This is a genomic window from Geodermatophilus sp. SYSU D00879, from assembly GCF_054050375.1.
The window spans coordinates 634,898-658,782 of the sequence record NZ_JBJGZF010000001.1 but is presented as its reverse complement, the minus strand read 5'-3'; the positions used below and the strand labels follow the sequence as shown (position 1 = coordinate 658,782).

24 protein-coding genes and 1 tRNA gene are annotated in these 23,885 nt (G+C 76.0%); 21 read left to right on the top strand and 4 right to left on the bottom strand.

Going from position 1 to position 23,885, the window contains the following annotated elements; all coding sequences use genetic code 11:
* Positions 1-44: 44 nt before the first annotated feature.
* The 4 genes from ACI79B_RS03360 (at position 45) to ACI79B_RS03345 (ending at position 5,804) form a co-directional block, all read left to right on the top strand.
* Positions 45-368 (top strand): hypothetical protein, encoded by a 324-nt coding sequence (locus ACI79B_RS03360; protein WP_456930025.1) that lies wholly within the window; start codon positions 45-47, stop codon positions 366-368.
* A complete protein-coding gene (locus ACI79B_RS03355) occupies positions 365-1,933 on the top strand; it encodes an alpha/beta hydrolase (RefSeq protein ID WP_456930026.1) in 1,569 nt (522 codons plus the stop codon). The genes ACI79B_RS03360 and ACI79B_RS03355 overlap by 4 nt, the downstream gene beginning before the upstream one ends.
* A 200-nt stretch (positions 1,934-2,133) precedes the next feature.
* Positions 2,134-5,034: a type I DNA topoisomerase gene (gene topA, locus ACI79B_RS03350; RefSeq protein ID WP_456930027.1), complete on the top strand. Its 2,901-nt coding sequence runs from the start codon at positions 2,134-2,136 to the stop codon at positions 5,032-5,034.
* A 2-nt stretch (positions 5,035-5,036) separates the two neighbouring features.
* Positions 5,037-5,804, top strand: a complete 768-nt coding sequence (locus ACI79B_RS03345; RefSeq protein ID WP_456930028.1) for a class I SAM-dependent methyltransferase — start codon at positions 5,037-5,039, stop codon at positions 5,802-5,804.
* Here ACI79B_RS03345 and ACI79B_RS03340 read toward each other — a convergent pair.
* From ACI79B_RS03340 to ACI79B_RS03330, 3 genes are read right to left on the bottom strand one after another with little or no spacing between them, the layout of a single operon-like run.
* Positions 5,791-6,105 (bottom strand): winged helix-turn-helix domain-containing protein, encoded by a 315-nt coding sequence (locus tag ACI79B_RS03340; protein WP_456930029.1) that lies wholly within the window; start codon positions 6,103-6,105, stop codon positions 5,791-5,793. The two genes, ACI79B_RS03345 and ACI79B_RS03340, sit on opposite strands and share 14 nt — an antisense overlap.
* A complete protein-coding gene (locus ACI79B_RS03335) occupies positions 6,102-6,533 on the bottom strand; it encodes a hypothetical protein (protein ID WP_456930030.1) in 432 nt (143 codons plus the stop codon). Before ACI79B_RS03335 ends, ACI79B_RS03340 begins: the two co-directional genes overlap by 4 nt.
* Before the next feature lie 53 nt (positions 6,534-6,586).
* Positions 6,587-7,378 (bottom strand): trans-aconitate 2-methyltransferase, encoded by a 792-nt coding sequence (locus ACI79B_RS03330; RefSeq protein ID WP_456930031.1) that lies wholly within the window; start codon positions 7,376-7,378, stop codon positions 6,587-6,589.
* A 44-nt stretch (positions 7,379-7,422) separates the two neighbouring features.
* Here ACI79B_RS03330 and tmk point away from each other — a divergent pair, with 44 nt between their 5' ends.
* The 8 genes from tmk (at position 7,423) to ACI79B_RS03290 (ending at position 14,492) form a co-directional block, all read left to right on the top strand.
* Positions 7,423-8,124: a dTMP kinase gene (gene tmk, locus ACI79B_RS03325; RefSeq protein WP_456930032.1), complete on the top strand. Its 702-nt coding sequence runs from the start codon at positions 7,423-7,425 to the stop codon at positions 8,122-8,124.
* Positions 8,121-9,293 carry a DNA polymerase III subunit delta' gene (locus tag ACI79B_RS03320; RefSeq protein ID WP_456930033.1) on the top strand — a complete coding sequence of 391 codons (1,173 nt, stop codon included), beginning with the start codon at positions 8,121-8,123 and terminating at the stop codon, positions 9,291-9,293. Before tmk ends, ACI79B_RS03320 begins: the two co-directional genes overlap by 4 nt.
* A gap of 57 nt (positions 9,294-9,350) precedes the next feature.
* Positions 9,351-9,423 (top strand) — tRNA-Thr (locus ACI79B_RS03315).
* A gap of 82 nt (positions 9,424-9,505) precedes the next feature.
* Complete coding sequence (locus ACI79B_RS03310; RefSeq protein ID WP_456930034.1) at positions 9,506-9,952, top strand: helix-turn-helix transcriptional regulator; 447 nt, start codon at positions 9,506-9,508, stop codon at positions 9,950-9,952.
* Positions 9,953-9,957: 5 nt separating this feature from the next.
* A complete protein-coding gene (locus ACI79B_RS03305; RefSeq protein ID WP_456930035.1) occupies positions 9,958-10,365 on the top strand; it encodes a VOC family protein in 408 nt (135 codons plus the stop codon).
* A gap of 133 nt (positions 10,366-10,498) precedes the next feature.
* Positions 10,499-12,886: an ATP-binding cassette domain-containing protein gene (locus tag ACI79B_RS03300; RefSeq protein WP_456930036.1), complete on the top strand. Its 2,388-nt coding sequence runs from the start codon at positions 10,499-10,501 to the stop codon at positions 12,884-12,886.
* Positions 12,887-13,070: 184 nt separating this feature from the next.
* Positions 13,071-13,718: a flagellar brake protein gene (locus tag ACI79B_RS03295; RefSeq protein WP_456930037.1), complete on the top strand. Its 648-nt coding sequence runs from the start codon at positions 13,071-13,073 to the stop codon at positions 13,716-13,718.
* Between the two features lie 27 nt (positions 13,719-13,745).
* Complete coding sequence (locus ACI79B_RS03290) at positions 13,746-14,492, top strand: SAM-dependent methyltransferase (protein WP_456930038.1); 747 nt, start codon at positions 13,746-13,748, stop codon at positions 14,490-14,492.
* A 93-nt stretch (positions 14,493-14,585) separates the two neighbouring features.
* Here the strand turns inward: ACI79B_RS03290 and ACI79B_RS03285 are convergent, their stop codons facing one another.
* Positions 14,586-15,077 (bottom strand): inorganic diphosphatase, encoded by a 492-nt coding sequence (locus tag ACI79B_RS03285; protein ID WP_387987239.1) that lies wholly within the window; start codon positions 15,075-15,077, stop codon positions 14,586-14,588.
* Between the two features lie 68 nt (positions 15,078-15,145).
* Between ACI79B_RS03285 and dacB the strand changes: the two genes are divergently transcribed.
* The 9 genes from dacB to folK all read left to right on the top strand — a co-directional run bounded on the left by dacB (position 15,146) and on the right by folK (position 23,885).
* Positions 15,146-16,567, top strand: coding sequence for a D-alanyl-D-alanine carboxypeptidase/D-alanyl-D-alanine endopeptidase (dacB, locus tag ACI79B_RS03280; protein WP_456930039.1), 1,422 nt, complete (start codon positions 15,146-15,148; stop codon positions 16,565-16,567).
* Between the two features lie 39 nt (positions 16,568-16,606).
* Positions 16,607-17,692, top strand: a complete 1,086-nt coding sequence (locus ACI79B_RS03275) for a zinc-dependent metalloprotease (RefSeq protein ID WP_456930040.1) — start codon at positions 16,607-16,609, stop codon at positions 17,690-17,692.
* 13 nt (positions 17,693-17,705) lie between these two features.
* Complete coding sequence (gene tilS, locus ACI79B_RS03270) at positions 17,706-18,716, top strand: tRNA lysidine(34) synthetase TilS (protein WP_456930041.1); 1,011 nt, start codon at positions 17,706-17,708, stop codon at positions 18,714-18,716.
* Positions 18,713-19,300, top strand: coding sequence for a hypoxanthine phosphoribosyltransferase (gene hpt, locus ACI79B_RS03265; RefSeq protein WP_456930042.1), 588 nt, complete (start codon positions 18,713-18,715; stop codon positions 19,298-19,300). Before tilS ends, hpt begins: the two co-directional genes overlap by 4 nt.
* A 201-nt stretch (positions 19,301-19,501) precedes the next feature.
* Entirely contained in the window at positions 19,502-21,538 is a 2,037-nt protein-coding gene (gene ftsH, locus ACI79B_RS03260; RefSeq protein ID WP_456930043.1) for an ATP-dependent zinc metalloprotease FtsH, read from the top strand.
* The gene (folE, locus tag ACI79B_RS03255) at positions 21,535-22,152 is read left to right on the top strand and encodes a GTP cyclohydrolase I FolE (RefSeq protein ID WP_456930044.1); all 618 of its coding nucleotides are present in this window, start codon (positions 21,535-21,537) and stop codon (positions 22,150-22,152) included. Before ftsH ends, folE begins: the two co-directional genes overlap by 4 nt.
* Positions 22,149-23,012: a dihydropteroate synthase gene (gene folP / locus ACI79B_RS03250; protein WP_456930045.1), complete on the top strand. Its 864-nt coding sequence runs from the start codon at positions 22,149-22,151 to the stop codon at positions 23,010-23,012. Before folE ends, folP begins: the two co-directional genes overlap by 4 nt.
* On the top strand, positions 23,005-23,385 hold the full coding sequence (folB, locus tag ACI79B_RS03245; protein WP_456930046.1) for a dihydroneopterin aldolase: 381 nt from the start codon (positions 23,005-23,007) through the stop codon (positions 23,383-23,385). The genes folP and folB overlap by 8 nt, the downstream gene beginning before the upstream one ends.
* The gene (gene folK / locus ACI79B_RS03240) at positions 23,382-23,885 is read left to right on the top strand and encodes a 2-amino-4-hydroxy-6-hydroxymethyldihydropteridine diphosphokinase (protein WP_456930047.1); all 504 of its coding nucleotides are present in this window, start codon (positions 23,382-23,384) and stop codon (positions 23,883-23,885) included. The genes folB and folK overlap by 4 nt, the downstream gene beginning before the upstream one ends.

Below are 23,885 nucleotides of genomic sequence, written 5' to 3'. Positions count from 1 at the left end.
GGCGCCGGACCCACCCGGGTCCGGCGCCGACGCCGGGAGGGCCGTTGTCCGCACCCATCGCCATCAAGCTCGACGCCGTCCAGGCGCTCGGCGAGGAGCTCGCCGCCCTGGCCGCCGAGCTGTCCTCCGACGCCGACCTGTGCGCCTCGACCGCGGTCTCGCTGGCCACGGCGGCGCCCGGTGAGGTGTCGGACCGGGCCGGGACGACCGGGCGGCTGTGGGCGGTGCTCGTCGCCGACCTCGTCGCCGGGGCCGACGCCGCGGCCACCGCCCTGCTCGACGCGGTGCGGTCCTACCGGCTGGCCGACGCCGCGGTCTCCGACCGGCTGCTGGCGGCGCGGGCGGCGCTGCCCGTGGGCGACCGGTGAGCGCCCCGGGCCTCACGGCCGTCGCCGCGTGGGACGTCGCCCTCCTCCACGGCGCCGTCTGGACGCTCGAGGCGGTGACCGAGCGGCTGCCGCGGTGGCGCGCCCGGACGGAGGCCGTCGCCCGCGCCCTGGAGGCCGCCGAGTGCTGGTCCGGCGACGCGGGGCGGGCCGCGGCGGGAGCGCTGGGGCAGGTGTCCGCGGTGGTCACGGCGGTGACCACCGCCCTGGGCGCGTCGCTGGACCGGCTGCAGGACACCGCCCGGGAGGCCCGCACCGCCCAGGACCTGGCCGGGCAGGCGCTGGCCGAGGCCGCCGCCCGGGGCCTGACCCTCGACGAGGCCGGCGGGGTCGTCCTCCCGGCACCGGCCGCACTTCCGGCCGGCGCGACGCCGGAGGCGCTGGTCGGCCACTACGACGCGATCGCCGAGCAGGCCGCCGCGGCCGAGCGGGTCGCCGGGCGGGCGGCCGACGCCCTCCGCGCGGCCGCCCGCGCCGCCGCCTGCGCGGCCGACTCGGCCGCGCCGCTGGACGGGATCGGGGCGGCCGGGGGAGTCGCGCCCCCGGGCTACGCCGGCCTCGCGGCGGCCGTGGCCGCGGACGGGGTGTGGGTGCCCTCCTGCCTGCCGGTGCGGGGGACGCCGCCGGAGTCGGTGGCGGCCTGGTGGGCGGGGTTGTCCACCCCGGCGCGCGAGCTCGTGACCTCGGTCGACCCCCGGCTCGTCGGGAACCTGGACGGCCTGCCGGCGTGGGCGCGGGACCGGGCGAACCGGCTGGTGCTCGAGCGGGCTTTGGCCGACCCGTCGGAGGACACCGGGGAGACCGCGCGGGCGGTGGCCGACGAACTGGCGCGCGCGGAGGCGGCCGGCCGGCCGGTGCAGCTGTGGAGCCTCGACCTCGACGACCACCTGGTGGCCGTGGTCCACGACGACCTCGACACCGCCGACGCCGTCGGGGTGTACGTGCCCGGCGTCGGCAACGACGTCGACGACCTCGGCGGCCTGGGGGCCGACGCGCGGGCGGTCGCCGACGCGGCCCGCGCCGCCGCCCCCGCCGCCGCGGTGGCGACGGTCGCCTGGCTGGGCTACCGCCCGCCGGGCAGCGTCGTGTTCCCGACGGCGTGGGGCGAGGGGCGGGCGGCGACCGGCGGGTCGGCCCTGGCCGGCGACCTGGCCGGGCTGGCGGCGGCGCGGGCGGCCGACCCCGTCCGGGGCGGCGAGCCGCCCCGGGTCACCGTCGTCGCGCACAGCTACGGGACCGTCGTGGTCGACCGTGCCGCGGAGGAGCCCGGGCGGCTCGCGGCCGACGCGCTGGTCCTCCTCGGCAGTCCCGGGATGGACGGCCCCGCGTCGGACCTGGAGGTGGCGGAGGTCCACGAGGCCTCGCCGTCGATGGACCTCGTCACCTGGCCGCTGGACGTCCACGGCACGAACACCGGCGACGACGACTTCGGGGCCACGTCGCTGCCGGCCGACTGGGACACCTGGCACACCTGGTACCTCGACCCCCGCCGGCCGACCCTCGCGGGGATCGGGGAGGTGGTCGCCGGGTCCCAGGAGGGCGACTGAGCAGCCGGGACCCGCCCGGGGGAGGCCGGGAACAGCGGCGCCGCTGCACCGTTGGAGGCGGTGACGGCACGCCCGCGCGCAGTCGCCGACCGGTCACGTCCCGGCGTCGTGGCCTACCGTGGCCCGCCGAGGGGGCGCACCGCGTGACGACGAGACCGCACACCGCGCTGCCGCGACCAGCACCACCCGACAGGAGCACCGTGCCCACGAAGACCGCGAAGAACGGCCAGACCGCCGCCACGACCGCCGGCGGCACGAGCACGCCCGCCCGCCGCCGGGCCGCTGCTGCGGGGGGTGGCCGCCCGCTGGTCATCGTGGAGTCGCCGACCAAGGCCGGGAAGATCGCCGGCTACCTCGGCAACGGCTACGTCGTCGAGGCCAGCGTCGGGCACATCCGCGACCTGCCGCGCAACGCCGCCGACGTCCCGGCCGAGCACAAGGGCGCCCCGTGGGCCCGCCTCGGCGTCGACGTCGACAACGCCTTCGAGCCGCTCTACGTCATCAGCCCCGACCGCAAGCAGCAGGTCAGCCGGCTCAAGCAGCTGGTCAAGGACGCCAGCGAGGTCTACCTCGCGACGGACGAGGACCGCGAGGGCGAGGCCATCGCCTGGCACCTGGTCGACACCCTCAAGCCGCGGGTCCCGGTCCGCCGGATGGTCTTCCACGAGATCACCCCCGAGGCGATCGCCCGCGCCGTGGCCAACCCCCGCGAGCTGGACACCGCGCTGGTCGACGCGCAGGAGACCCGCCGCATCCTCGACCGGCTCTACGGCTACGAGGTCAGCCCGGTCCTGTGGAAGAAGGTCCTGCCCCGGCTGTCGGCCGGCCGCGTGCAGTCGGTGGCCACCCGCATCGTCGTCGAACGGGAGCGCGAGCGGATGGCGTTCACCGCCGCCGACTACTGGTCCCTCGACGGCGTCTTCGCCGTCCCCGGCCGGGCCGGCGCCGACGCGGGCGAGCCGACGACGCTGCGCGCCCGCCTGGTCAGCGTCGACGACAGCCGCGTGGCCACCGGCCGCGACTTCGACCCCGCCACCGGGCAGGTGACCGGCGACGTCGTCCACCTCGACGAGGCCGGCGCCCGGGGCCTGGCCGCCCGGCTCGAGGGCCGGCAGGTCACGGTCAGCCGGGTCGACGAGAAGCCCTACCGGCGCCGCCCCTACGCGCCGTTCACCACCTCCACGCTGCAGATGGAGGCCGGCCGCAAGCTCGGCTGGTCCTCGGCGCAGGTCATGCGGGTGGCCCAGCGGCTGTACGAGAACGGCCACATCACCTACATGCGGACCGACTCGACCAACCTCTCCAACGAGGCGATCAACGCCGCCCGCACCCAGGCCCGCGAGCTCTACGGCGACGCCTACGTCCCCGCCGAGGCCCGCCGCTACAGCAAGAAGGCCAAGGGCGCGCAGGAGGCGCACGAGGCGATCCGCCCCGCCGGCGACTCCTTCCGCACCCCCGGCCAGCTCGCCGGACAGCTCGCCCGCGACGAGTTCCGCCTCTACGAGCTGATCTGGCAGCGCACCGTCGCCTCGCAGATGGCCGACGCCGTCGGGCAGACGGTGAGCATCCGGCTGGCCGGCCGCAGCACCACCGACGAGCGGGTCGAGTTCACCGCCAGCGGCCGCACCATCACCTTCCCCGGCTTCCTGCGCGCCTACGTCGAGTCCCGCGACGAGGGCGCCGGCAACGGCGACGACGAGCACGGCAGCGACGACGCCGAGCGGCGGCTGCCCCGGGTCGAGCGCGGCCAGCAGCTCGACACGCGGTCGCTGGAGCCCAAGGGCCACACGACGACCCCGCCGTCGCGCTACACCGAGCCCAGCCTGGTCGCCCGGCTCGAGGAGCTGGGCATCGGCCGCCCCTCGACCTACGCGTCGATCATGCAGACCATCCAGGACCGCGGGTACGTGTGGAAGAAGGGCGCCGCGCTGGTGCCCTCCTTCACCGCCTTCGCGGTGGTGAACCTGCTCGAGCAGCACTTCGCCGCGCTGGTCGACTACGACTTCACCGCGTCGCTGGAGAACGAGCTCGACGAGATCGCCTCCGGCGAGCTCGGCCGGGTCGACTGGCTCACCGAGTTCTACTTCGGCGGCGAGGGCCGGCACGCCGGCGGCATCGCGGCCTCCGGCGGGCTCAAGCAGGTCATCGGCCAGCAGCTGGAGGAGATCGACGCCCGCGGCGTCAACTCGATCCCGCTGCGCGCGACCGGGCCGGCCGGCGAGCCGGTCGTGGTCCGCGTCGGCCGCTACGGCCCCTACCTGCAGGCCGGCGGCGAGGAGGGCCCGCGGGTCAGCCTCCCCGAGGACCTGCCGCCCGACGAGCTGACCAGCGAGAAGGTCGCCGAGCTGCTCGCCGCGCCCTCCGGCGACCGGCAGCTGGGCGCCGACCCCGGGTCCGGTCACCCGGTGGTCGTCAAGGCCGGCCGCTACGGCCCCTACGTCACCACCGTGGTCCCCGAGGGCAGCAAGGACAGCCCGCGGACGGCGAGCCTGTTCGCGTCCATGTCCCCGGAGACGGTGACCCTCGAGCAGGCGCTGCAGCTGCTCACCCTGCCGCGCACCGTGGGGACCGCCCCCGACGGCGAGGAGATCCAGGCGCTCAACGGCCGGTACGGGCCCTACCTCAAGAAGGGCAGCGACTCGCGGTCGCTCGAGGACGAGCAGCGGCTGTTCACCGTCACCCTCGACGAGGCGCTGGCCGTGTTCGCCCAGCCCAAGCAGCGGGGGCGGCGGGCCGCGGCCGCGCCGCTCAAGGAGCTGGGTCCCGACCCGGTCACCCAGGGCCAGATCACCGTCCGCGAGGGCCGGTTCGGTCCCTACGTGACCGACGGCGAGACCAACGCCAGCCTGCGCAAGGGCGACGACGTCGAGACCATCTCCCTCGACCGCGCCGCCGAGCTGCTCGCCGACCGCCGCAGCCGGCCCGCCGCCACCAAGAAGAAGGCCGCCAAGAAGGCGACCAAGACGACGGCGGCCAAGAAGACGACGGCCACCAAGGCCACGGCCACCAAGGCCACGGCGAAGAAGGCCGCCAAGACGACGGCGGCCAAGAAGACGACCGCGAAGAAGGCGGCCGCGTCCGACGCCGTCCCCGCGAGCTGAGCGTGACGGCGACCGGCTCGCTCGACCCCGCCGACTGGCAGCAGCGGCGGACGTCGTTCGGGTCGGTCGCCGCCGACTACGCCGCGCTGCGCCCGGGCTACCCGGCCGACGCGGTGGCGTTCCTGCTCGGCGACCGGCCGCGGCGGGTGCTCGACCTGGGCGCGGGCACCGGCCTGCTCACCGACGTCCTCGTCGCCGCCGGGCACGAGGTGCTCGCCGTGGACCCGTCGGCGGAGATGCTCGCCCAGCTGCGGGTCCGGCACCCCGGCGTCCCGGCGGAGGTCGGCGGCGCGGAGGCGATCCCGCTGCCCGACGCCTCCGTCGACGCCGTCGTCGCGGGCCAGGCCGCGCACTGGTTCGACCCGGCGCCCGCCGCGCGTGAGCTGCGCCGGGTGCTGCGGCCCGGCGGCGTCGTCGGGTTCGTGTGGAACACCCGCGACGAGACCGTTCCCTGGGTCGCCGCGCTCGGCGCCGCGCTGGCCGGCGAGGCCCGCGGCCACGAGGCCGACCAGGGCGTCGTGGCCGCCTTCGCCGCGGCGCTGCCCGCCGACGTCGCCACCGCGCGGTCGCGGGTCGTCCAGCAGGTCCCGCCCGAGCAGGTCGTCGGCGGCATCGGCACCCGCAGCTACGTGGCGATGATGACCCCCGGCGCCCGCGCCGCCTTCCTCGCCGGCATCCGCGACCTGCTGGCCACCCACCCGGACACGGCCGGGCGCGACCTCCTCGAGCTGCCCTACCGCACCGACGCCCACCGGCTCACCCCGCGCTGAGCGCCCGGCCCTCCGCGATCGCCCGCAGCGCCGCCACGTGCGCGTCGAAGGCCGCGCGGCCGCGCGCGGACAGCCGCAGCCAGGTCCGCGGCCGCTTGCCGACGTAGCCCTTGCGCACCTCCACGTAGCCCGCCCGCTCCAGCACGGCCACCGTCTTCGACAGCACCGAGTCGCTGACCTGCACGCCGTCGCGGACGAAGCCGAACTCCGCCTCCTCCGCGGCGGCCAGCGTGGCCACCACCGAGAACCGCACCGGCGCGTGGATCACCTCGTCGAGGGCGTGCCGCGGGTGCCCGGTCACCGCGGCCGCTCCCGCCAGGCGCCGACCAGGCACGGCGCCGCGACGGCGACCGCCAGCGGCGCCCACCAGGCCCAGTCGGCGGCCAGTCCCGGCACGGTGAGGCCCACCGCGAGCCCGAGGCCGAGCACCGCACCCCAAACGCCCATCGCCAGGCCGAACCGGGTGGAGAAGCCGGCGCGCACGGAGCCCCGGCCGGCCAGCAGCGCCGCCGCCGCGCCCAGCACGGCCAGCGCGTAGACCACCGCCGCCGCGGCGACCCCGCGCTCGGAGCCGGCCACCGGCGGGGCGAGGAAGAACCCGGCGCTCGCGCAGCCGAGGGTGAGCAGGAACGCCGCCGCCGCGGGGCTGGCCTCCCGCCGCACCCGGGCGGCGGCCGCGTCGGCCTCGGCCAGCAGGGCGGTGGCGGACTCGGGCGTGGGAGCGGGCACGGCGGCCTCCTCGGTCGGGGTGCGCGACAGAGTGGCAACTACTTTCCACCCGGTCAAGTAGTTGCCGACCGGGATCCGACCGCGAACACCCGGCGGAAGGGCAGCACCGTCGTCCCGTCCGGCCGCGCCGGGTGGGCCGCCCGCAGCGCCGCGGCGTACTCGGCGGTGAACGCGGCGGCGTCGGCGTCGTCGAGCTGGGCCAGCACCGGCCGCAGCACCGTGCCACGCACCCAGCTGAGCACCGGGTCGGCGCCGCGCAGCACGTGCAGGTAGGTGGTCTCCCAGACGTCGGCGGACAGGCCCGCCGCCGTGAGGACGTCGAGGTAGCCCGCCGGGTCCAGCACCGGGTCGGGCGGGGGAGCGACCGCGGCCAGGCGGGGCGCCCACCGCGGCGCGGTGCACAGGTCGGCGAGCAGCCGGTGGGTCGGCGCGCGGTGGTTGCCGGGCACCTGCAGCGCCAGCCACCCGCCCGGGGCCAGCGCCCCGGCCCACCGCGCGAGCAGGTCCGCGTGCCCGGGCACCCAGTGGAGGACGGCGTTGGTGACCACGACGTCGACCGGGCCCTCCGGCCGCCAGCCGCGGACGTCGCCCGGCACGAAGCGCACCCGGCCGGCGACGGCGTGCGCGGCCGCGGCGGCGAGCATCTCGGGGGAGGAGTCGACGCCGGTCACCCGCGCGCCGGGCCAGCGCCGCGCGAGCGAGGCGGTCAGCTCCCCCGTGCCGCAGCCCAGGTCGACCACCTCGCGCGGCTCGCGGGCGTCCACCCGGGCCACCAGGTCGGCGAACGGCCGCGCCCGCTCGCCGGCGTGGCGGAGGTAGACGGCGGGGTCCCAGGCGGCGGTCACGCGCCGACCGTAGGACCCCGGGAGCGTCGCCCCCGGCCGGTACCGTGGACCGGCCGACGCCCGCCCGCCACGACTCCCGGGAGCCCCCGATCGACGCCTCTGGTCGCCTGCCCGGCCGCGGCCTGTTCGTCGCCTTCGAGGGTGGGGAGGGCGCCGGGAAGTCCACCCAGGTCCGGCGGCTGTTCGACTGGCTGGGCCTGGTCGAGGTGCCGGCCCGGGTGACCCACGAGCCCGGCGGCACGCCGCCCGGCGCCCGGATCCGCGCGCTGCTGCTCGACCCGGCCAGCGCCGGGCTGTCCCCACGGGCCGAGGCGCTGCTGTACGCCGCCGACCGCGCGCACCACGTCGACACGGTGGTCCGCCCGGCGCTCGACGCCGGCGAGGTGGTGGTCACCGACCGCTACGTGGACAGCTCGCTGGCCTACCAGGGCGCCGGCCGGGCGCTCGCCCTCGAGGAGGTCCGGCGGCTGTCGGCCTGGGCCACCGGCGGCCTGGTGCCCGACCTCACCGTGCTGCTGGACCTGCCGCCCGAGGCGGGCCTGGCCCGCGCCCGCGGCCGCGCCGCCGCCGACCGGCTGGAGTCGGAGTCGGTGGAGTTCCACGAGCGGGTCCGCGCCACCTTCCTCGCCCTCGCCGCCGCCGAGCCCGGGCGCTACCTGGTGCTCGACGCGCAGCGCCCCGCCGACGAGCTCGCCACGGCCGTCCGCGACCGGGTCGCCGCGCTCATGCCGGGGAGGGTGGCGTGAGCACGGCCGACGGCGTCTGGGCGGAGGTCATCGGCCAGCCGGCGGTGGTCGCCGAGCTCAAGGCGGCCGTCGCCCAGCCCGCGGCGATGACCCACGCCTGGCTGTTCACCGGGCCGCCCGGCTCGGGCCGCTCGGTGGCCGCGCGCGCCTTCGCCGCCGCGCTGCAGTGCCCCGACGGCGGCGACGGCACCTGCCACGCCTGCCGGACGGTGCTCGCCGGCACCCACGCCGACGTGCAGACCGTCGCCCCCGAGGGCCTGTCGATCGGCGTCGTCGAGGCCCGCGAGCTGGTCCGGCTGGCCGGGCGGGCGCCGTCGCAGGGCCGCTGGCAGGTCGTCGTCGTCGAGGACGCCGACCGCATGACCGAGCAGGCCTCCAACGCCGTGCTCAAGATGATCGAGGAGCCGCCCCCGCGGACGGTCTTCCTGCTCTGCGCGCCGAGCCTGCACCCCGAGGACGTGCCGGTCACGATCCGCTCGCGCTGCCGCGTCGTGAGCCTGCGGACGCCGCCGGTCGACGCCGTCGCCGACGTGCTGGTGCGCCGCGACGGGATCGACCCGGCGCTGGCGGCCTGGGCGGCGGCCGCGGCCGGCGGGCACGTCGGGCGCGCCCGGCACCTGGCCCGCGACGAGGACGCGCGGCTGGCCCGCAAGGCCGTGCTCGACATCCCGCTGTCGCTGGTCTCCCTGGCCGCCTGCCTCACCGCCGCCGACGACCTGGTCAGCGCCGCCAAGGAGGAGTCCGACCGGACCACCGCCGCCCTCGACGACGCGGAGACCGAGGCGGTCAAGGCCAGCCTCGGCGTCGGCGCCCGGGGGCCGGGGGTGGCCGCCGCCCGGGGCGGTGCCGGGGTGCTCAAGGACCTCGAGAAGCGGCAGAAGAGCCGCGCCACCCGGCTCGGTCGCGACTCGCTGGACCGCGCGCTGGTCGACCTCGCCGCGCTCTACCGCGACGCGCTGGTCCTCGCCGCCGCGGGCGAGCACTCGCCGGTGCTGTCGCACCCCGACCGGCGGGCCGACGCCGAGGAGCTCGCCCGGCGGATCGGCGCCGAGGGTGCGCTGCGCCGGATCGACGCCGTCCTGGCCTGCCGCACCGCGCTGGAGCAGAACGTGAAGCCGCAGGTCGCCGTCGAGGCGCTCACCGTGGCGCTGCGCCTGCCCGCCACCTGACCGCCGGGCCTGCGGGGGCGCGGCCGACCGGTGTCGTACTCTGGACGCCGCACGCCCGCCGCCTTAGCTCAGTCGGTAGAGCATCTCACTCGTAATGAGAAGGTCGTCGGTTCGATTCCGACAGGCGGCTCCCCTGCAGCGGCCCTCCCCCTCCGGGGAGGGCCGCTGCGTCGTCCCTGGGGATCGTGGGTCCGCTCTGGCACGATCCGCCCGTGGCCGGCGGACCCGACGAGCAGCGCCTGCGCGACCTCGCGTGGCTGCGTCGCGTCCGCGACCGGATCGACCGGGAGTACGCCCAGCCGCTCGACGTCGAGGCGCTCGCCCGGGGCGTGCACGTGTCGGCCGGGCACCTCAGCCGCGAGTTCCGCCGCGCCTACGGGGAGTCGCCCTACTCGTACCTGATGACCCGGCGCATCGAGCGGGCCATGGCGCTGCTGCGCCGTGGGGGCATGAGCGTCACCGAGGTCTGCTTCGCCGTCGGCTGTTCGTCGCTGGGCACCTTCAGCACCCGCTTCGCCGAGCTGGTCGGCATGCCGCCGAGCACCTACCGGCGCCTCGCGGCCGAGTCCACCGCCGGCATCCCGGCGTGCGTCGCCAAGCAGGTCACCCGACCGGTCAGGAATCGAGAAGCCCCGGTGGGGACGCCGTCCCTAGCGTGACCGCCATGGACCTCACCATCCACTACACCTTCCTCCCGCACGACGACCCGGAGGCCTCGCTGGCCTTCTACCGCGACACCCTCGGCTTCGAGCTCCGCAACGACGTCGGGTACGGCGGCATGCGCTGGCTCACCGTGGGCCCGCCCGGCCAGCCCACCTCGATCGTCCTGCACCCGCCGGCCGTCGACCCCGGCGTCACCGACGACGAGCGCCGCACGATCACCGAGATGATGGCCAAGGGCACCTACGCCTCCATCGTCCTGGCCACCAAGGACCTCGACGGCGCCTTCGAGCGGCTGCAGGCCGGCGACGCCGAGGTCGTCCAGGAGCCGGCCGAGCAGCCCTACGGCGTCCGCGACTTCGCCGTCCGGGACCCCGCGGGCAACCTCGTCCGCGTCCAGGAGGCCGGCTGAGCCGCCCACCGTCCCGCCAGCACGACGCCCGCCCGGTGTCAGCCGGACGGGCGTCGCCCCGTGCCGGCCGTCACCCCCACCAGGTAGACAGCGACAGCGCCCCCGACGCAGGCGCCCACCGGATGGAGAGACGATGAGCACCGCCACCAGCACCGACCGGCAGGCGTCCGGGTCGCACGCGGCCGACTCCCACGACCTCATCCGCGTGCACGGCGCGCGCGAGAACAACCTCAAGGACGTCAGCGTCGAGCTGCCCAAGCGCCGCCTGACGGTCTTCACCGGCGTCTCCGGCTCGGGCAAGAGCTCCCTGGTGTTCGGCACGATCGCCGCGGAGTCCCAGCGGCTGATCAACGAGACCTACAGCGCCTTCGTGCAGGGCTTCATGCCCACGCTGGCCCGGCCCGACGTCGACGTCCTCGACGGCCTGACGACGGCGATCATCGTCGACCAGGAGCGGATGGGCGCCAACCCGCGCTCCACGGTCGGCACCGCGACCGACGCCAACGCGATGCTGCGCATCCTGTTCAGCCGGCTCGGGCAGCCGCACGTCGGCGGGCCCCAGGCGTTCTCCTTCAACGTCGCCTCGATCAGCGGCGCCGGCGCGGTCAGGCTCGAGCGGGGCGGGCGCGAGGTCAAGGAGCGCCGGGAGTTCAGCATCACCGGCGGCATGTGCCCGCGCTGCGAGGGGATGGGCCGGGTCAACGACATCGACCTGTCCGCCCTCTACGACGAGCGCAAGTCGCTCAACGAGGGCGCGCTGACCGTCCCCGGCTACAGCATGGACGGCTGGTACGGCCGCATCTTCACCGGCGCCGGGCTGCCCATGGACAAGCCGATCGCACAGTTCACGAAGCGAGAGCTGGACACGCTCCTCCACAGCGAGCCGACGAAGATCAAGGTCGAGGGGATCAACCTCACCTACGAGGGCGTCATCCCCAAGATCCAGAAGTCGATGCTGTCCAAGGACGTCGACGCGATGCAGCCGCACGTCCGCGCCTTCGTCGAGCGGGCGATCACCTTCACCACCTGCCCCGAGTGCGGCGGCTCCCGGCTCAGCGAGGCCGCCCGGTCCTCGAGGATCCGCGGCGCCAGCATCGCCGACCTGTGCGCGATGCAGATCAGCGACCTCGCCGAGTGGGTCCGCGACCTCGACGAGCCCTCCGTGGCCCCGCTGCTCACGGCGCTGCGCGAGACGCTGGACTCCTTCGTCGGGATCGGGCTGGGCTACCTGTCCCTCGACCGCCCCTCGGGCACGCTGTCCGGCGGCGAGGCCCAGCGCACCAAGATGATCCGCCACCTCGGCTCCGCCCTCACCGACGTCACCTACGTCTTCGACGAGCCCACCGTCGGCTTGCACCCGCACGACATCCAGCGGATGAACGACCTCCTGCTGCAGCTGCGGGACAAGGGCAACACCGTGCTCGTCGTCGAGCACAAGCCGGAGGCGATCGCGATCGCCGACCACGTCGTCGACCTCGGCCCGGGGGCGGGCACCGCCGGCGGCGAGGTGGTGTTCGAGGGGACCGTCGAGGGGCTGCGGGCCAGCGGCACGCTGACCGGGCGGCACCTGGACGACCGGGCCGCGCTCAAGACCTCGGTGCGCACGCCGACCGGCGCGCTGGAGGTCCGCGGCGCCCGCACGCACAACCTGCAGGGCGTCGACGTCGACATCCCGCTCGGCGTGCTCGTCGTCGTCACCGGGGTGGCCGGGTCGGGGAAGAGCTCGCTGGTCCACGGGTCGGTGGCGGGCCGGGAGGGCGTGGTGACCGTCGACCAGACCGCGATCCGCGGCTCGCGGCGGAGCAACCCGGCCACCTACACCGGCCTGCTGGACCCGATCCGCAAGGCGTTCGCCAAGGCCAACGGGGTCAAGCCCGCGCTGTTCAGCGCCAACTCCGAGGGCGCCTGCCCCACCTGCAACGGCGCCGGGGTCGTCTACACCGACCTCGGGATGATGGCCGGCGTCGCCACCCCCTGCGAGCAGTGCGAGGGCCGGCGGTTCGACGCCTCGGTGCTCGAGTACCACCTCGGCGGCAGGGACATCAGCGAGGTGCTCGCGATGCCGGTCGCCGAGGCCCGGGAGTTCTTCGGCTCCGGCGAGGCCCGCACGCCCGCCGCGGCGAAGGTGCTCGACCGGCTCGCCGACGTCGGGCTCGGCTACCTCACCCTCGGCCAGCCGCTCACCACGCTGTCCGGCGGCGAGCGGCAGCGGCTGAAGCTGGCCGCCCAGATGGCCGACGAGGGCGCCGTCTACGTGCTCGACGAGCCGACCACCGGCCTGCACCTCGCCGACGTCGAGAACCTGCTCGCCCTGCTCGACCGGCTCGTCGACTCCGGCCGGTCGGTGGTCGTCATCGAGCACCACCAGGCGGTCATGGCGCACGCCGACTGGATCGTCGACCTCGGTCCCGGGGCCGGTCACGACGGCGGCCGGGTCGTCTTCGAGGGCACGCCCGCCGACCTGGTCGCCGCCCGCTCCACCCTCACCGGCGAGCACCTCGCGGCCTACGTCGGCGGCTGAGGGCCGGCGCTCCGTTCCCCGCCCGACTGGAGATCCCCGTCATCCCTGCCGATGGGGGGACGAGGACTCCGGCAGGACCCACCTCTCCGGGCGACACGGCCGGGCGGGGCAGGTCCTCGCCGGCGCATCGCGCGGAACGATGCCGTCCGCAACTGGTGACGGTACGCAGAGAGGGAGATCGGCCATGGCCACCCCGGGAGTGGACTACCCCGAGGACAGGACCGTGCTCGACGTGAAGGCGGTCAGCCGCGACGACGTGCTGACCAGCTTCGTCGAGGAGGCGACGGGCGGCGAGCTGGTCGTCAGCGTGGCCCAGGACGCCTCGCAGCGCCGGGTCCGGCTGGAGCCGGGGGAGACCCTGGAGCTGGTCTGGCGCGGCCCGGAGGAGCTGCGGTCGGTGCCCGCCGAGCTGCTGGAGGTGCACGGCGGCGACGCGCCGACGTGGCGGCTCCGGCTCACCGGGCCGGCCTCGCGCGGGCAGCGCCGGGCCGCCGTGCGCGCACCGCTCTCCCTGCCCGTCGAGGTCACCGCCGGCGGCCAGAGGCGCTCGGGGACCACGCGGGACCTGAGCGAGGGCGGCACGCACTGCCTGCTCGACGGCGAGCCCGACCGCACCGGGGCCCTGGAGCCCGGCGGCGTGGTGCACGTGCGCCTCGACGTCGACGGCCGGGCCGTCGCCGTGAAGGCGGAGGTCGTCCGGCGCCACCCCCGCGAGGACAAGCGCCCCGAGCTGTCCCTGCGGTTCATCGGCCTCGCCGAGCGCGACGAGGACCTCATCCGCCGGCGGGTGTTCGCCGAGCTGCGCGAGCTGCGCTCCCGCGGCCTCATCTGACCCGGCGGGCTGCGCCAGACTCCCGGCGTGGACAGAGCCCTCCTCAGCGCCGTCGCCCACCGCTGGCACCCGGTCGCGGCCCCCGTCTCCGACGACGCCCTCGCCCGGCTGGTCGCGCGACTGGCCCCGCCGGAGGACGGCCGGGTGCTCGACCTCGGCTGCGGCTCCGGCGCGTGGCTGCTTCCGCTGGTGGCCGCCCACCCCGGCGTCGTCGGCGTCGGGGTAGACACCTCCGCGCCGGCCCTCGACGCCGCCCGGGACCGCGCCGCGCTCGGCGGCCTGGTCGGCCGGGTCGAGTTCGTGCAGGCCGACGCGGCGGCCTGGCGCGGCGGGCGGTTCGACGTCGTCGTCTGCATCGGCGCCACGCACGCCTTCGGCGGACCGGCCGGGACCCTCGACGCGGTGCGCGGCCACCTGCGCCCCGGCGGCCGGGTGCTGTTCGGCGACGGCTTCTGGGAGGCCGGGCCCGGCGAGGCGGCGCTGGCCGGCCTCGGCGCCGAGCCCGGCGAGCTGCCGGACCTGCCCGGGCTGCTGGCCGAGGTGACCCGGGCCGGCTTCGAGCCCGGCTACGGCCACCTGTCCACGCTCGCCGAGTGGGACGAGTACGAGTGGTGCTGGACCGGCGCGGTCACCGAGTGGGCGCTGACCGAGGCGGCGGGGGAGGACCGCGCCGCCGCCCTGGAGGCCGCCCGCACGCACCGGCGGCAGTGGCTGGAGGGCTACCGCGGCGAGCTGGGGTTCCTGACCCTCGTCCTGCACGACGCCAGGCGCTGACACGACGACGGCGGTGCACCCCGCGGAGGGGTGCACCGCCGTGCGTCGTCCGTCGTGCGCTCGGAGGGCCGGTGGATCGCCCGGGGGCGGCGGTCAGTGGCCGCCGGCCTCCTGGGCCCGCTTGATGGAGGCGTCGATCTCGGCCTGGGCCTCGGCCCGGCCGACCCACTCGGCGCCCTCGACCGACTTGCCCGGCTCGAGGTCCTTGTAGGTCTCGAAGAAGTGCTGGATCTCCAGCCGGTCGAACTCCGAGACGTCGGTGATGTCCTGCAGGTGGGCCATGCGCGGGTCCGTGGCCGGGACGGTGAGGACCTTGTCGTCCCCGCCCTTCTCGTCGGTCATCCGGAACATGCCGATGGCCCGGCAGGTGATGAGGCACCCGGGGAAGGTCGGCTCCTCGAGCAGCACGAGGGCGTCGAGCGGGTCGCCGTCCTGACCCAGGGTGTTCTCGATGTACCCGTAGTCGGCCGGGTAGCGCGTGGAGGTGAACAGCATCCGGTCGAGCCGGATGCGTCCGGTGGCGTGGTCCAGCTCGTACTTGTTGCGCTGGCCCTTGGGGATCTCGATCGTCACGTCGAACTGCACGGCACGTAGTGTGGCCCACCGGTATCAGGCCCACCGGCGCAGGTCCGCCCCGGGGTCTCGTACGGGGGGTGGGCAGCATCGCGCCGAACGGTCCGACGACGGTCACGCCGAACTACCGGCGGCTGCGCCGGCGCCTGCTGATCAGCGCCCTGGCGGTGCTGCTGGTGGCCGCGCTGGTCGTCGGCGGGGTCCTGTTCCTGACCCGGGACGACGACGCCCCGGGCACCGCTGCCGGGCCCGCCGCGGTGCTGCCCGACGTCGGCGACCCCGCCCCCGTGCTCGCCGCGCTCGCCTCCGACGCGCCCGCCCCCGACCCCGACGTCCTCGCCGCCGAGCTGGGCCCGCTGCTGGCGGTCCCGGCGCTGGCCGGTGGGGTGGACGCCGAGGTGGTCGACGTCGCCACGGGGGAGACGCTGGTCGACCAGGGCGCCGGTGACCAGGTGACCCCGGCCTCGACGGCCAAGCTGCTCACCGCCGTCGCGGCGCTGACCGCCCTGGACCCCGACGACACGCTCGAGACGACGGTCGTCGCCGGGGCGGCCCCGGACGAGGTCGTCCTCGTCGGCGGCGGCGACCCGACCCTGTCCACGACCAGCCCCTCGCTCACCTACCCGGGCGCGGCCACCGTCGCCGACCTCGCGGCACAGGTGCGGGCCGCACTGCCGCCGGGGACGACGGTGGGCCGGGTCGTCGTCGACACCTCGCTGTTCGAGGGGCCGCTGACCGCGGAGGGCTGGGGGCCGGAGGACGCGCCCTCGAGCTACGCCGCCCCGGTGACCGCGGCCGCGGTGGACGGCGCGCGGGTGGTCCCGGGGGAGAACGCCCGCAGCGGTCAGCCTGGCACCGACGCCGGGCGGGCGCTGGCCGAGGCGCTCGGCGTCCCGGACGCGGCCGTCGAGCTCGGCGCGGCCCCCGACGGCGCGACGACGCTGGGCACCGTCCGCTCGGCGCCGGTCGCGCGGCTGGTCGAGCAGGCGCTGTCGCAGTCGGACAACCTGCTGGCCGACTCGCTGGCCCGCCACGTCGCCCTGGCCCGCGGCCTGCCGCCCACGTTCGAGGGTTCGGCGGAGGCGGTCACCGGGGCGCTGGCCGACGCCGGCCTCGACACCGCAGACGTCGAGCTGTACGACGGCAGCGGCCTGTCCCGGCTGGACCTGGTCACCCCCGACCTGCTCGCCGACGTGGTCACCGGCGCCGCCGACGGGTCCCTGCCCGGCGCCTCGGCGGTCGTCTCCGGGCTGGCCGTCGCCGGCTACGACGGCACGCTCGCCGACCGCGGCGACACCGACCCGGCCACCGCCCCCGGCGCGGTGCGCGGCAAGACCGGCACGCTGCTCGGCGTGCACGCCCTCGCCGGCACGGTGGTCACCGCCGACGGCCGGCTGCTGGCCTACGCGCTCGTGGCCAACGGCACCACCGGCGGCGGCGGTCCCGAGGAGGCGGCGCTGGACGCCGTGGCCGCGGCCCTGGCCGCCTGCGGGTGCCGCTGAACGGGGCCGACGCCCGGCCTGCGCGCGTACGGTGAGGCGATGACGAGCAGCGCACTGGTCGACTGGGAGCTCGCCGGGCGCACCGCCCGCCGCCTGGCCGGGCCCGGGCCCGCCACCACGCGGGAGGAGGCCGCCGCCGTCGTCCGCGAGCTGCACGAGGCCGCCGCGGCCGCCGTCGCCCACGTCGAGGGCCTGACCGGGCTGCACCCGGTCGCGGGCGGCCCCGTGCCGGAGGTCGCCGTCGTCGACCGGCCCGGCTGGATCGACGCCAACACCACCGGCATGGCCGCCCTGCTGGACCCGCTGGTCACCGCGCTCACCGAGCGCTCGGAGAGCCGGCCCGGGCCCCTGGCCACCGCGATCGGCTCGCGCGCCACCGGCGTCCAGGCCGGCGGGCTGCTGGCCTTCCTGTCCTCCCGCGTCCTCGGCCAGTACGAGGTGTTCGGCACCGGCGGGCGGCTGCTGCTGGTGGCGCCCAACGTCGTGGACGCCGAGCGCAAGCTGGGCGTGGACCCGTCCGACTTCCGCATGTGGGTGTGCCTGCACGAGGTCACCCACCAGCTGCAGTTCACCGCCTTCCCGTGGCTGCGCGACCACCTCGAGGCGCAGATCGCCGAGTTCGTCGAGGCCACCGACCTCAGCCCCGACGCGCTGCGCGACCGGATGTCCGACCTGGTCCGCGGGATCGCCGACGCCGTCCGCGGCGGGGACGGCGACGAGGGCTCCCAGGGGCTGATGGCGCTGGTGCGCGACCCCGAGCAGCGCGCCGTCCTGGACCGGGTCACCGCGGTGATGAGCCTGGTCGAGGGGCACGCCGAGTTCGTCATGGACGGTGTCGGCCCCGACGTCGTGCCCTCGGTCCGCACGCTGCGCAAGCGCTTCGCCCAGCGCCGCAAGGGCCGCGGGCCGCTCGACCGCGTGCTGCGCCGGCTGCTGGGCCTGGAGCAGAAGATGAAGCAGTACGCCGACGGGCGGACCTTCGTCGGCGGCGTCGTGGACCTCGTCGGCATGGAGGGCTTCAACCGGGTGTGGACCGGCCCGGAGACCCTGCCGCTGGTCGAGGAGCTCACCGACCCCGCCCGGTGGGTCGAGCGGGTGCACGGCCGCCCGGCCGTGACCGCCTGACACCCGGGGCGCGGTGAGCGGCCCGCCGGTCCCGGTCGCGGAGGTCCGCAGCGCCGTCCGGCCGGGCCTGCGGGCGTCCGGGCGGCCGGTGCTGGTCGCGGTCAGCGGGGGGGCGGACTCCCTCGCGCTGGCCGCCGCGGTCGCGTTCGAGGCCCCGCGCGCCGGGGTGCCCGCGGGCGCGGTGACCGTCGACCACGGCCTGCAGCCGGGCTCGGCGCAGCGCGCGCGGGACACCGCCGACCTGCTGCGCGGGGCGGGACTGGACCCGGTGCTGGTCGTCCCGGTCGCGGTGGGCACCGGGGGCGGCCCCGAGGGCGCGGCCCGCGCCGCCCGGTACGCGGCCCTGACCGGGTGCGCGCGGGAGCACGGCGCGCGGATCGCTCTCGGCCACACCCTCGACGACCAGGCCGAGACCGTGCTGCTCGGGCTGGGCCGCGGCTCGGGGCCGCGCTCGGTGGCCGGGATGGTGGCCGAGCGCCCGCCGTTCTGGCGGCCCCTGCTCGGCGTCCGCCGGGCCACCACCCGGGCCGCCTGCGCGGCCCTGGCCCTGCCGGTGTGGGACGACCCGTGGAACACCGACCCGGCCTACCGCCGTGCGCGGCTGCGCGCCGAGGTGCTGCCGCTGCTGGAGGACGTGCTCGGCGGCGGCGTCGCCCCGGCCCTCGCCCGGACCGCGGAGCAGCTGCGCGAGGACCTCGACGCGCTCGACGCGCTGGCCGACGACCACCTCGCCCGGATCGCCGGCCCGGACGGCCTGCCGGTCGCGGACCTGGCGCCGCTGCCGGCCGCGCTGCGCCGCCGGGTGCTGCGCGGCTGGCTGCGCGGGGCGGGGGTCGGCGACCTGCAGGCGGTGCACCTGGCCGCCGTCGACGCGCTGCTGACCGGGTGGCGCGGGCAGGGGCCGGTGGCCCTCCCGGGCGGTGCGGAGGCGCTCCGGGCGTCTGGCAGGCTGGTGCTGCGGCCCGCCGGCTCCCGGGGCGGGAGGGCCGGAACCGCCCCCGACCCCGAGGAGCAGCGTCCGTGAGCGAGACCGCGTCGACCCCTGTCGTGCTGGGGCCCGACCACGGCTACGGCCCCGACATCGACCACGTGCTGCTGTCCGAGCAGCAGATCCAGGACAAGATCACCGAGCTGGCCGACCAGATCGCGCGGGACTACGAGGGCCGGGAGGTCCTGCTCGTCGGCGTCCTCAAGGGCGCGGTGCTGTTCATGAGCGACTTCGCCCGGGCGCTGCGGCTGCCCACCCAGATGGAGTTCATGGCCGTCTCCTCCTACGGCAGCTCCACCAGCTCCTCGGGGGTCGTGCGCATCCTCAAGGACCTCGACCGGGACATCTCCGGCATGGACGTGCTCGTCCTCGAGGACATCATCGACTCCGGGCTGACCCTGTCCTGGCTGCTCAAGAACCTCGGCAGCCGCCGGCCCGCCTCGCTGGAGGTGTGCGCGCTGCTGCGCAAGCCCGACGCGATCAAGGTCGAGGTGCCGGTGCGCTACGTCGGGTTCGACATCCCCAACGAGTTCGTCGTCGGCTACGGCCTCGACTACGCCGAGCGCTACCGCGACCTGCCCTACATCGGGACGCTCAAGCCCGAGGTCTACACGAGCTAGCGGGGTCCCCAGGACGGGGGAGGGCACAGCGCCTGCGCAGCTCGCTCACAGGGGACGGACAGCCTCCCCGGTGTACCGTCGACCGCAACGACGCTGCCCCGAGCGCCCAGGTGCCCGCCCGGGTCGCGCGGAGCGTCACCGGACGCGATCAGGAGGGTCGACGGGCCAGGCCGGAGCCCCCCGGCCGCCCGGCATCGGTGTATGGAACGCAAGAAGATCTTCCGCTCGGTGTGGTTCTGGGTCGTCCTCGTCGTCCTGGTGGCCCTCGGGCTGTCCACCTTCCTCGGCGGCGGCTCCAGCTACGAGCAGGTCAACACCTCGGTCGCGCTGCAGCAGATCGAGGACGGCAACGTCGAGTCGGTCACGATCAACGACAAGGAACAGACCCTCGACCTCGACCTGCGCGACCCCTACGAGGGCAACGACCAGATCAGCGCGTCCTACCCGATCGGGGCCTCCGACGACGTCTTCGCCCTGGTCTCGGGGATCGACGCGAACGGCCAGAGCACCGGTGACGGCGTCGACTTCACCACGAACGTCACGCAGGACAACGTCTTCGTCAGCGTCCTGATCAGCTTCCTGCCCTTCCTCATCCTCCTGCTGCTGCTGTTCTGGCTGTTCAACTCCATGCAGGGCGGCGGCCGCGGCGTCATGGCCTTCGGCAAGTCCAAGGCCAAGACCGTCAGCAAGGACATGCCGAAGACGACGTTCGCCGACGTCGCCGGCGCCGACGAGGCCATCGAGGAACTGCAGGAGATCAAGGACTTCCTCGCCAACCCGGTCAAGTTCCAGGCCGTCGGCGCCAAGATCCCCAAGGGCGTGCTGCTGTTCGGCCCGCCCGGCACCGGCAAGACGCTGCTCGCCCGCGCGGTGGCCGGCGAGGCCGGCGTGCCGTTCTTCTCGATCTCCGGGTCGGACTTCGTCGAGATGTTCGTCGGCGTCGGCGCCAGCCGGGTCCGCGACCTGTTCGAGCAGGCCAAGCAGAACGCACCGGCGATCATCTTCGTCGACGAGATCGACGCCGTCGGCCGGCACCGCGGCGCCGGCATGGGCGGCGGCCACGACGAGCGCGAGCAGACGCTCAACCAGATGCTCGTCGAGATGGACGGCTTCGACGTCAAGGGCGGCGTCATCATGATCGCCGCCACCAACCGGCCGGACATCCTCGACCCCGCGCTGCTGCGCCCGGGCCGCTTCGACCGCCAGATCGCCGTCGACCGGCCCGACCTCGAGGGCCGCAAGCGGATCCTCGAGGTGCACGCCAAGGGCAAGCCGCTCGCCCCCGACGTCGACCTCGAGACCGTCGCCCGTCGCACCCCCGGCTTCACCGGCGCGGACCTGGCCAACGTGCTCAACGAGGCCGCGCTGCTCACCGCCCGTCAGGGCAACTCGGTCGTCACCGACGCCACCGTCGAGGAGGCGATCGACCGCGTCATCGCCGGCCCCGAGCGCAAGACGCGGGCGATGAGCGAGAAGGAGAAGAAGGTCACCGCCTACCACGAGGGCGGGCACGCCCTGGTGGCGCACGCGCTGCCCAACCTGGACCCCGTGCACAAGGTGACGATCCTGCCGCGCGGCCGCTCGCTCGGGCACACGCTCGTCCTGCCGACCGAGGACAAGTACACCCAGACCCGCTCGGAGATGATCGACACCCTGGCCTACGCCCTCGGCGGGCGCGCGGCCGAGGAGCTGGTCTTCCACGAGCCGACCACCGGTGCCGGCAACGACATCGAGAAGGCCACCTCGATGGCCCGCGCGATGGTCACCCAGTACGGCATGAGCGCCAAGCTCGGCGCGGTGAAGTACGGCAGCACCGACTCCGAGCCGTTCCTCGGCCGGGACATGGGCTCGCGGCCGGACTACTCCGAGGCCGTCGCCGCCGACATCGACGCCGAGGTCCGCGCCCTCATCGAGGCCGCCCACGACGAGGCGTGGGAGATCCTCGTGGAGTACCGGGCGGTGCTCGACCAGCTCGTCCTCGAGCTGATGGAGAAGGAGACCCTCTCCAAGGACGACATGGCCCGCATCTGCGCGCCGGTCACCAAGCGCCCGTCGCTGGCTCCCTACAACGGCTTCGGCAAGCGCACGCCGTCGGACCAGCCGCCGGTGCTGACCCCCGCCGAGCGGGCGGCCCAGGCCAACGGGGCCAACGGCCACGGGGCCACCGCGTCCGGCAACGGGCTGGTCAAGGGCGGCAACAGCCCGGTCGGTGACGTCGGCGCCCCCGTCCAGAGATGAGCGAGATCCCGGAAGAGGCCGAGGACGAGGTCCGTCCGGACTTCTCGCGGGTCGACTCGGCGCGGGCGGAGGCCGCCGTCCGCGAGCTGCTCCTCGCGGTGGGCGAGGACCCGGACCGGCCCGGGCTGCGGGACACCCCCGCCCGGGTCGCCCGGGCCTACGCCGAGACCTTCGCCGGCCTCTGGCAGGACCCCGGCGAGGTCCTCGCCACCGTCTTCGACGAGGACCACGACGAGATGGTCCTGGTCCGGGACATCCCGATGTACTCGACCTGCGAGCACCACCTGGTGCCCTTCCACGGCGCCGCGCACGTCGGCTACATCCCCGGCGACGACGGCCGGGTGACCGGGCTGTCCAAGCTGGCCCGCCTGGTCGACGTCTACGCCCGCCGCCCGCAGGTGCAGGAGCGGATGACCCGGCAGATCGCCGACGCGCTGGCCGAGCACCTCAAGCCGCGCGGCGTGATCGTCGTCGTCGAGGCCGAGCACCTGTGCATGGGGATGCGCGGCATCCGCAAGCCCGGGTCGACGACGGTCACCTCGGCCGTCCGCGGCATGTTCCGGGAGAACGCGGCCACCCGTGCCGAGGCGATGAGCCTCGTCCTGGGCCGGTGACCGGCCGCCGCGCCGAGCTCCTGCACCCGGGGCGGTGCGTGGTGATGGGCGTCCTCAACGTCACGCCCGACTCCTTCTCCGACGGCGGCTGCTTCGCCGACACGGCGTCCGCGGTCGCGCACGGGCTGGCGATGGCCGCGGCGGGAGCCGACTACGTCGACATCGGCGGTGAGTCCACCCGCCCGGGCGCCGACCGCGTGGACGCCGCCGAGGAGCGCCGCCGCGTCGTCCCGGTGGTCCGCGAGCTCACCGGCGCCGGCGTGCGGGTCAGCGTCGACACCACCCGCACCGAGGTGGCCGAGGCGGCGCTGGAGGCCGGGGCGGTGCTGGTCAACGACATCAGCGGCGGGCTGGCCGACGACGGCATGGCCGCGCTCGTCGCCGACGCCGGCGTCCCGTGGGTGCTCATGCACTGGCGCGGCCACAGCCGCGAGATGTACGCGCAGGCCACCTACGGCGACGTCGTCGCCGAGGTCTGCGCGGAGCTGTCCGGCCGGGTCGACGCCGCCCTGGCGGCGGGCGTGGACGCCGCCCAGCTCGTGCTCGACCCCGGCCTGGGCTTCGCCAAGCAGGCGGCGCACAACTGGGCGCTGCTGGCCGCGCTGCCCCGGGTGGTGTCCCTCGGCCTGCCGGTGCTGGTCGGCACCTCCCGCAAGTCCTTCCTCGGCCGCCTGCTCGCCGGCCCCGACGGCGCGCTGCGCCCGGCGCCGGGCCGGGACGCCGCCACCCTGGCCACCACCGTCCTGGCCGCGGAGGCCGGCGCCTGGGGCGTGCGGGTGCACGACGCCGCGGGCTCGGCCGACGCCGTGCGCACCGTGGCCGCCGTCCAGCGCGCCCGGGAGGAGGCCCGTCGTGACTGACCGCCGCGTCCCCGACCGGATCGCCGTCCGCGGTCTGACCGCGCACGCCCACCACGGCGTCTACGGCTTCGAGCGCGAGAACGGGCAGACCTTCTCCGTCGACGCCGTCCTGGAGCTCGACACCGCGCCCGCCGCCGCCGGCGACGACCTGACGAAGACGGTCAACTACGCCGAACTCGCCCAGCGGCTGCACGCCGTCCTCACCGGGGAGCCGGTGGACCTGCTCGAGACCCTCTGCCAGCGGCTGGCCGACGTCTGCCTCGCCGACCCGCTGGTCGAGGCCGCCGAGATCACCGTGCACAAGCCGCAGGCCGACCTCGGCGTCCCCTTCGACGACGTCACCGTCACCATCCGCCGCGAGCGTGCGACATGAGCCGCGCGGTGCTGTCGCTCGGCGCCAACCTCGGCGACCGGGCGAAGGCGCTGCGCACCGCCGTCGAGGCGCTCCGGGCCGACGGCCTGGTCGCCCGCTCGACGCTGTACGAGACGCCGCCGTGGGGGCCGGTCGAGCAGCCGTCCTACCTCAACGCGGTGGTGTTCGTCCGCGGCGACCGCGACGCCGCCGGCTGGCTGGCCCGCGCGCACGAGCTGGAGCAGGCCGCCGGGCGCACCCGCGAGGTGCGGTGGGGCGCGCGGACCCTCGACGTCGACGTCGTCACGGTGACCGCCGACGACGGCACCCCGGTCCTCTCCGACGACCCGGCGCTCACGCTGCCGCACCCGCGGGCGCACGAGCGGGCGTTCGTGCTGGTCCCGTGGCTGTCGCTGGACCCGACCGCGGTGCTGCCGGGGTACGGGAAGGTGGCCGACCTGGTCGCCGCCCTGCCGCCGGAGGACGTGGCCGCGGTCGTGCGCTGGGAGCACCTGCATTGA

Coding starts and splice junctions, on each gene's coding strand:
- ACI79B_RS03305 (WP_456930035.1), top strand. CDS start 9,958: ATGGACCTCACCATCCACTACACCTTCCTCCCGCACGACGACCCGGAG.
- ACI79B_RS03300 (WP_456930036.1), top strand. CDS start 10,499: ATGAGCACCGCCACCAGCACCGACCGGCAGGCGTCCGGGTCGCACGCG.
- ACI79B_RS03295 (WP_456930037.1), top strand. CDS start 13,071: ATGGCCACCCCGGGAGTGGACTACCCCGAGGACAGGACCGTGCTCGAC.
- ACI79B_RS03275 (WP_456930040.1), top strand. CDS start 16,607: ATGACGAGCAGCGCACTGGTCGACTGGGAGCTCGCCGGGCGCACCGCC.
- ftsH (WP_456930043.1), top strand. CDS start 19,502: ATGGAACGCAAGAAGATCTTCCGCTCGGTGTGGTTCTGGGTCGTCCTC.
- folE (WP_456930044.1), top strand. CDS start 21,535: ATGAGCGAGATCCCGGAAGAGGCCGAGGACGAGGTCCGTCCGGACTTC.
- folK (WP_456930047.1), top strand. CDS start 23,382: ATGAGCCGCGCGGTGCTGTCGCTCGGCGCCAACCTCGGCGACCGGGCG.